The following is a 6,998-nucleotide window of genomic DNA, read 5'->3' as shown; positions in this document are numbered from 1 at the left end:
CAGCTCGTCGTTGTAGGCGAGCCAGACGTTGCGAAAGTCGACAAAGCTCATGCGGCACCTCGGCTGGATGGGCGTGCGGGGCCACACCGGCGGCTGCCCGGCCCTGGCCAGGCAGGCATCCGCCCGGTGTGGGCGAGGGTCACTTCTTGAAGATGGCGCGCTCGGCGGCCGAGGGCAGGTAGTTGCCGTTCCAGATGGCATCCGGGTTGATGCGGCTCTTGGTCTGGAAGGCGTCGGCCACCTGGCTGGCCATCAGGGCCAGGCGCGGCTTGCTCAGGTCACCGAAGCCCTCGGCCTTGGCGTCGGGCGTGGCCACCGAGCTTTCGATGGCCAGCTTCAGACGGCGCTCTTCCAGCTCGGCATTGATGATGCCGTCGCGGGCCTTGACGCTGGCGATGGCGCCCTTGGGATCGGCGATCACGTCCTTGGCACCCTTGGTGAAGGCGCGCAGGAAGGCCTTGACCTCCTCCGGGTGCTTCTTCAGGAACTCCTCGCCAACGATGATGGCGTTGCCGTAGAGCTTCACGCCGAACTGCGGGAAGGGCATGACGGTCACATCGCTGGCCTTCACGCCGCGGGCTTCCAGGTTCAGCAGCGAGGTGAAGTAGAAGCCGGTGATGGCGTCCAGGTCGCCCTTGGCCAGCATGGTCTCGCGCAGCGTCGGGTCCATGCTGACCCATTCCACCTTGCCCACGTTGTTGGCCTTCTGGAAGATCGGGAAGGCGCGGCGGCCGGCGTCGAACACCGGTGCGCCCAGCTTCTTGCCGCTCAGGTCGGCCGGGGTCTTGATGCCGCTCTTCTTGAGCGCGAACACCGCCGCGGGCGTGTTGTTGTAGACCATCATCACCGCCACCGGCTTGTTCGGCGCGGTGGGGTTGTTGGCCTGGAACTCCATCAGCGCGGCCAGGTCGGCAAAGCCCATGTCATAGGCGCCGGAGGCCACGCGGTTGACCGCATTGCCCGAGCCATTGCCCGCGTCGATGGTGACGTCCAGCTTCTCGGCCTTGAAGTAGCCCTTGGCGGCCGGCAGCAGGAAGAAGGCGCTGGGGCCCTCGAAGCGCCAGTCCAGCTGGAACTTGATCGGCGTGGTCTGGGCCTGGGCCATGACCGGCAGGGTCAGGGCCGCGGCCAGGCCCAGCAGGCTGCGGCGGCTCAGGCGGGACAGGGAGGCAAGGGCATTCAGGCGCATGGGGACTCCGGGGAAGAGAAGGCAGGTTCGGGGATGGAAAAGGTGTTGCAAGAAGCGTGCGAAATCGGGGCGGTGCAGGCCGTGTCCGAGGGGCCTCAGGCCGGCTGCAGCAGGTCGTGCAGCGCCCGGGCCACCACGCGGGTGGCGCGCTTCAGGTCGGCCAGGGCCAGGTGCTCGTCCGCCCGCTTGGCGTTGGACTCCAGCACGGTGCGCGGGCCAGCGCCATAGATGACGGCCGGGATACCCTGGGCCCCATACAGGCGCACGTCGGTGTACAGCGGCGTGCCGGAGGTGGGGATGGGCTCGCCGAACACCGCTTCGCCGTGGCGCTGCAGCGGGGCCACCAGCTTCTCGTGGCCGGGCAGGGGCTTGAGCGAATGGGCCAGCAAGAGGCGCTTGATCTCCAGGCGGATGCCGGGGCAGGCCGCGATGCTCGCCTCGATCAGGGCGCGCACTTCGGCTTCCACCGCCGCCACGTCTTCCTCGGGGATCATGCGGCGGTCCAGCTTGAGCACCACCTTGCCGGGCACCACATTGGTGTTGCTGCCGCCCTCGATGCGGCCCACGTTCAGGTAGGGGTGGGTGATGCCGGCCACGCTGGAGCGGCGACCGCGCAGCACCTCGTTGTGGGCGTAGAGCGCGCTCAGCAGCTTGTTGGCGGCCTGCAGCGCGTCGACGCCGGTCTCCGGGTAGGCCGCGTGCGAGGCCGTGCCGTGCAGCGTCACCTCCAGCTGCAGGCAGCCGTTGTGGGCGGTCACCACCTGGTAGCTGAAGCCCGCGGCGATCAGCAGGTCCGGCCGGGTCAGCCCCTGGGCCAACAGCCAGCCCGGGCCGAGTTCGCCGCCGAACTCCTCGTCGTAGGTGAAGTGCAGCTCGATGGCGCCGCGCTGCGGCCGGGCCACCGCCTCCAGGGCCCGCAGCGCGTAGATGTAGGTGGCGAAGTCGCTCTTGCTGACGGCCGAGGCGCGGCCGTAGAGCTGGCCGCCCGTCGCATCGGGCACCACCTCGCCGCCATAGGGGTCGTGGGTCCAGCCCTCGCCCGGGGGCACCACGTCGCCGTGGGCGTTCAGGGCGACGGTGGGGCCGCCGTCGCCGTAGCTGCGGCGCACGATCAGGTTGGTGATGCTCTGCAGGCCATAGGCCTGCACGTCGGCGGCCGGCACCGGGTGGCGGCTCACGGGCAGACCCATGCCGGTGAGCAGTTCGGCGGTGCGCTCGGCGTGGGGGGCGTTGTTCCCCGGGGGCGTGTCGGTGGGCACCTGCACCAGGGCCTGCAGGGTGTGCACCTCTTCGTCGAAGTGGGCGTCGATCCAGGCATCCAGGGCCAGGTAGGTCGGGTGGTCGGTGGGCAGGCTCATGGGGCTTCCTGGGCGAGTTGGTCCAGCAGGCACAGCAGGGCCTGCACCGCCAGTTCGCAGTCGTCGTTGCTAACGGACTCAAGTGGGTTGTGGCTGATGCCGGCGTTGCCGCCGCGCACGAAGAGCATGGCCTGCGGCAGCAGCTCATGCAGCTTCATCGCGTCATGGCCGGCGCCGCTGGGCAGGTGGAAGACGGGCAGGCCCTGGGCCCGCACCGCGGCCTCCCAGCGGCGCTGCCAGGCCGGGTCGGACGGGGCGGCCGAGGCCACCATCACCTCCTCGAGCTGCAGCTGCACCCGGCGGCGTTCGGCGATGCGCTGGGCCTGGCGTCGCACGTCCAGCACCATGGCGTCGCGCTGGGCGTTGGTGGGGGCGCGCAGGTCCAGGCTGAAGTCGCAGGCCCCGGGCACCACGTTGATCGAGCCTTGCGGCACCTCCAGCAGGCCCACCGTGGCCACCGAGCCCTCGTCGGCCGAGGCGCGAGCCTCGGCGAACAGGGCCAGCTCGGCCGCCGCGGTGGCGGCGTCGCGCCGGCGGTTCATCGGCGTGGTGCCGGCATGGCTGGCCACGCCGGTGTAGCGGCCACGGTAGCGCGCGCTGCCGTTGATCGAGGTGACCACGCCCAGCGGCAGGTCCAGGTCGTCCAGCACCGGGCCCTGCTCGATGTGCACCTCCACATAGCCCCGGTAGTCGGCCGCGCTGCGGCGCAGGCCGGCGATGGCGTCCAGCGTGGCGGGCAGGTCGGCAGCACGCATGGCTTCGCGCATGGCGATGCCCTGGGCATCGGTCTGGTCCAGCCAGGCCGGGTCGAACTGGCCGACCAGCGCGCCCGAGCCCAGGAAGGTGGCCTTGTAGCGCTGGCCTTCCTCTTCGGCAAAGGCCACCAGCTCGATGCCGAAGGGCAGGCGCCGGCCTTGGCGGTGCAGCTCGCGCACCGCGGCCAGCGTGACCAGGATGCCCAGCCGGCCGTCGTACTTGCCGCCGTTGCGCACGGTGTCGTAGTGGCTGCCGGTCAGCAGGCGCGGGGCACGGCGGTCGCTGCCGTGGTAGACGCCCACCACATTGCCCACCGCGTCGCGCTGGACCTCGTCGAAGCCGGCCTCGCGCATCCACTGCAGCAGCTGGGCGGCACAGGCCTGGTGGGCCGGCGTGAGGTAGGTGGCGGTGAGCTCGCCGCGTTCGGCAAAGCCCGGCTCGCTGTGCGCGGCAAGGGCCTCGGCCCCGTCCCAGACCTGGTTGCCCAGCACCGGCTCGGCGCCGAACTTCTCGTTCAGGCGGATCTCCGCGATGCGGTGGATGTTGCGCAGGCACTCGGCGAACTCGAACTCCTTCGTACCCGACAGGCGCCGAGCGAAGGTGTCGATGATCTGCTGGCGGCTGAGGCCCAGCCCGCGCGGGCCCTTGACGGCCAGGATGAAGGGCCAGCCGAAGCGGGCGTTGTAGTCGGCGTTGAGCTGCTGCAGGCGGGCAAATTCTTCGGGGCTGCAGTCGGTCAGGCCGGCACTGCGCTGCTCGCCGGTGGATTCGGCGGTCAGCGTCCGGGCCACCATGGCCTTGCCCGCCAGTTCCGGGTGTGCGCGGATCAGGTCCAGCTGCGCGGCCTCGGGCGCGGCGCGCACCACCTCCACCAGCGTGCGCTTGAGCTGGGCCAGCGTGGCGAAGCCGTCCGACGGCCGGCGGGTCCAGGCGCCTTCGGCGATCCAGGGCGAGTGTTCGTAGACCCCGGCCAGCAGGCGGCAGAAGGTGTCGTGGTCGGCTTGCTTGAGCAGGTCCAGCGTCAGCGCAGCGGGCATGGCGTCACTCCCAGACGAAGGCGGTGGTGGCATCGAAGGGATGGGTGGCCCGCCAATGCTGGGCGATGTCGATGCGGCGCGTCACCCAGACCCGGCTGTGGCTCTGCACATGGTCCAGGAAGCGCTGCAGGGCCTTGAAACGGCCCGGGCGGCCCAGCAGCCGGCAGTGCATGCCGATGCTCAGCATGCTGGGGCGCTCGTCGCCCTCGGCGTACTGCACGTCGAAGGCGTCGCGCAGGTACTCGAAGAACTCGTCGCCGTGGCTGAAGCCCTGCGGCAGCGAGAAGCGCATGTCGTTGGTGTCCAGCGTGTAGGGCACCACCAGGTGCGGGGCCAGGCTGCCGTCGCTCTTCTTCACCTGCAGCCAGAAGGGCAGGTCGTCGCCGTAGTAGTCGCTGTCGTAGGCGAAGCCGCCGTAGTCGGCCACCAGGCGGCGGGTGTTGGGGCTGTCGCGGCCGGTGTACCAGCCCAGGGGACGTTCGCCGGTGAGCTTCTGGATGATCTCCATGCCGCGGGCCATGTGCTCGCGCTCCACCTCTTCTGGCAGGTTCTGGTAGTGGATCCAGCGCCAGCCGTGGCAGGCGATCTCGTGGCCCAGCTCGACGAAGGCCTGGGTCAGCTCGGGGTGACGTTCCAGCGCCATCGACACGCCGAAGACAGTCAGCGGCAGGCCGCGGCGCTCGAACTCGCGCAGGATGCGCCAGACGCCCACCCGAGAGCCGTACTCGTAGATGCCTTCCATCGACAGGTGGCGGGCCGGGTAGGCGGCGGGGTTGAACATCTCGGAGAGGAACTGTTCGCTGCCGGCGTCGCCGTGCAGCACCGCGTTCTCGCCGCCTTCCTCGTAGTTCAGCACGAACTGCACGGCCACCCGGGCGTTGCCGGGCCAGCGGGCGTGGGGCGGCTTGCGGCCATAGCCGACCAGATCACGGGGGTAGCGGGATGTCGTGCTCATGGTGTGTTCACCGGGCATTCACGGGGTGTCGGGTTGCAGGGCGGTGGCCAGGTCGGCCACGCGCGGGTTCAGGCGCAGGTTGCGCTCCACATTGCCCAGGTGCTCGCGCAGCAGGGCCACGGCGGCCTCGCCGTCGCGCCGGGCCAGGGCCTCGACGATGGCCACATGCTCGCCGGAGGATTCCTCGGCCGAGTGGGAGCTCTGGAACATCAGCGCGATCAGCGAGCAGCGCGAGAGCAGGTCCGAGAGCATCTCGGCCAGCACCTCGTTGCCCAGCATGCCGGCCAGCAGGCTGTGGAAGTCGGACAGCAGGCGGGTGCGTCCGCTCACGTCGGTGCGGGCGATGGCGGCGGCCTCGTCGGCCAGGTGCTGGCGCAGGCGGGTGATCTGGGCGTCGGTGATGCGCTCGGCCAGCTCGCGCAGCATGGCGCCTTCCAGCAGCGTGCGCACTTCGTAGACCTGGCGGGCCTCCTCGACGCTGGGCTCGCGCACAAAGGCGCCGCGGGCCGGCTCCAGCGTGACCAGCTTGTCGCGCGAGAGCTGGTTGAGGGCCTGGCGCACCACGGTGCGCGAGACCTTGAAGATGTCGGCGATCTGCTGTTCGACCAGCTTGGTGCCGGGCATCAGCCGGCGCTCGACGATGGCGGTGGTCACCGAGGCGACGATCTTGTCGGTGGTGGTGCGCTCGCCGGGGGCCGTGGCGGGGGACGCGGCTGCCTCCACCCCGGTATCGGCGGGGCGGGCAAGCGCGTCGGGGTCGGGGCGGCGGGCCATGGAGGGCAAGGGCTTCTGACAGATGTCTTGCGGTGTATTCGAAAGTGTATACACTTCGGTTCACAGGTTTCAACCACTTTCTGCACCCCATGGGACAACTCACGACCCACGTGCTGGACACGATGCGCGGCTGCCCCGCCGCCGGCATGGCCGTCCGCCTCTACCGCCTGGCTCCGGCTGGCGAGCCTGAACTGATCCGCGAGCTGGTGCTCAACCACGACGGGCGGGCCGATGGGCCGCTGCTGAAGGCGGAGGACTTCCAGCCCGGGCGCTACCGCCTGGTGTTCGAGGTGGCAGCCTACTTCCGCGCCGCCGGGGTGGATCTGCCCGAGCCGCCCTTCCTGGACACCGTGCCGCTGGACTTCGGCATCGCGGATGCCGCGGCCCATTACCACGTGCCGCTGCTGGCCAGCCCCTGGGCCTACTCGACCTACCGGGGCAGCTGAACCATGGACACCACCTACCTGCTGGACTGGGCCAACCTGCTGCTGCGCTGGGCCCATGTGATCGTGGCCATCGCCTGGATCGGCTCGTCCTTCTACTTCGTCTTCCTGGACAGCAGCCTGGAGCCGCCGACCGACCCGGTCCTGAAGGACAAGGGCGTGGGCGGCGAACTCTGGGCCGTGCACGGGGGGGGCTTCTACAACCCGCAGAAGTACACGGTGGCGCCCAAGACGCTGCCCGAAAAGCTGCACTGGTTCTTCTGGGAGAGCTACAGCACCTGGCTGACCGGCTTCGGCCTGTTCACCGTGCTCTACCTGTTCCAGGCCCGCACCTTCCTGATCGATCCGCGGGTGCATGCCTGGTCCTCGCCGGGCTGGGCGGTGGCCGCGGCGCTGGGCTTTCTGGCCGTGTTCTGGCTGGTCTATGACCTGATCTGCCACCTGCTGGGCGGCCGACGCCATGGCGACCTGATCGTGGGCATCCTG

At 70.0% G+C, this 6,998-nt stretch carries 7 protein-coding genes; 2 read left to right on the top strand and 5 right to left on the bottom strand.

Annotation, left to right across the window (positions count from 1 at the left end; genetic code table 11):
- Nucleotides 1–139 precede the first annotated feature (139 nt).
- From I73_RS20810 to I73_RS20790, 5 genes are all read right to left on the bottom strand, one after another.
- Nucleotides 140–1,189 (bottom strand): ABC transporter substrate-binding protein, encoded by a 1,050-nt coding sequence (locus I73_RS20810; protein ID WP_022982385.1) that lies wholly within the window; start codon nt 1,187–1,189, stop codon nt 140–142.
- Between the two features lie 95 nt (nt 1,190–1,284).
- Entirely contained in the window at nt 1,285–2,547 is a 1,263-nt protein-coding gene (locus tag I73_RS20805; protein ID WP_022982384.1) for a M20/M25/M40 family metallo-hydrolase, read from the bottom strand.
- On the bottom strand, nt 2,544–4,340 hold the full coding sequence (gene uraD, locus I73_RS20800; protein ID WP_022982383.1) for a 2-oxo-4-hydroxy-4-carboxy-5-ureidoimidazoline decarboxylase: 1,797 nt from the start codon (nt 4,338–4,340) through the stop codon (nt 2,544–2,546). The genes I73_RS20805 and uraD overlap by 4 nt, the downstream gene beginning before the upstream one ends.
- A 4-nt stretch (nt 4,341–4,344) precedes the next feature.
- Nucleotides 4,345–5,295, bottom strand: coding sequence for an allantoinase PuuE (gene puuE / locus I73_RS20795; RefSeq protein WP_026097011.1), 951 nt, complete (start codon nt 5,293–5,295; stop codon nt 4,345–4,347).
- Between the two features lie 18 nt (nt 5,296–5,313).
- Nucleotides 5,314–6,069, bottom strand: a complete 756-nt coding sequence (locus I73_RS20790) for a GntR family transcriptional regulator (protein ID WP_022982381.1) — start codon at nt 6,067–6,069, stop codon at nt 5,314–5,316.
- 89 nt (nt 6,070–6,158) lie between these two features.
- Here I73_RS20790 and uraH point away from each other — a divergent pair, with 89 nt between their 5' ends.
- Nucleotides 6,159–6,515, top strand: coding sequence for a hydroxyisourate hydrolase (gene uraH / locus I73_RS20785; RefSeq protein WP_022982380.1), 357 nt, complete (start codon nt 6,159–6,161; stop codon nt 6,513–6,515).
- Nucleotides 6,516–6,518: 3 nt separating this feature from the next.
- On the top strand, nt 6,519–6,998 hold a 480-nt coding region (locus I73_RS20780; protein WP_022982379.1), incomplete at its 3' end, for a urate hydroxylase PuuD.

The organism is Ideonella sp. B508-1, from assembly GCF_000333615.1.
In the GTDB taxonomy this organism is placed as follows: Bacteria; Pseudomonadota; Gammaproteobacteria; order Burkholderiales; family Burkholderiaceae_C; genus Ideonella.
Note: the sequence above shows the minus strand (reverse complement) of the source record. Positions and strands in the feature narration are given on the sequence as shown.

Coding starts and splice junctions, on each gene's coding strand:
- I73_RS20810 (WP_022982385.1), bottom strand. CDS start 1,189: ATGCGCCTGAATGCCCTTGCCTCCCTGTCCCGCCTGAGCCGCCGCAGC.
- I73_RS20805 (WP_022982384.1), bottom strand. CDS start 2,547: ATGAGCCTGCCCACCGACCACCCGACCTACCTGGCCCTGGATGCCTGG.
- uraD (WP_022982383.1), bottom strand. CDS start 4,340: ATGCCCGCTGCGCTGACGCTGGACCTGCTCAAGCAAGCCGACCACGAC.
- puuE (WP_026097011.1), bottom strand. CDS start 5,295: ATGAGCACGACATCCCGCTACCCCCGTGATCTGGTCGGCTATGGCCGC.
- I73_RS20790 (WP_022982381.1), bottom strand. CDS start 6,069: ATGGCCCGCCGCCCCGACCCCGACGCGCTTGCCCGCCCCGCCGATACC.
- uraH (WP_022982380.1), top strand. CDS start 6,159: ATGGGACAACTCACGACCCACGTGCTGGACACGATGCGCGGCTGCCCC.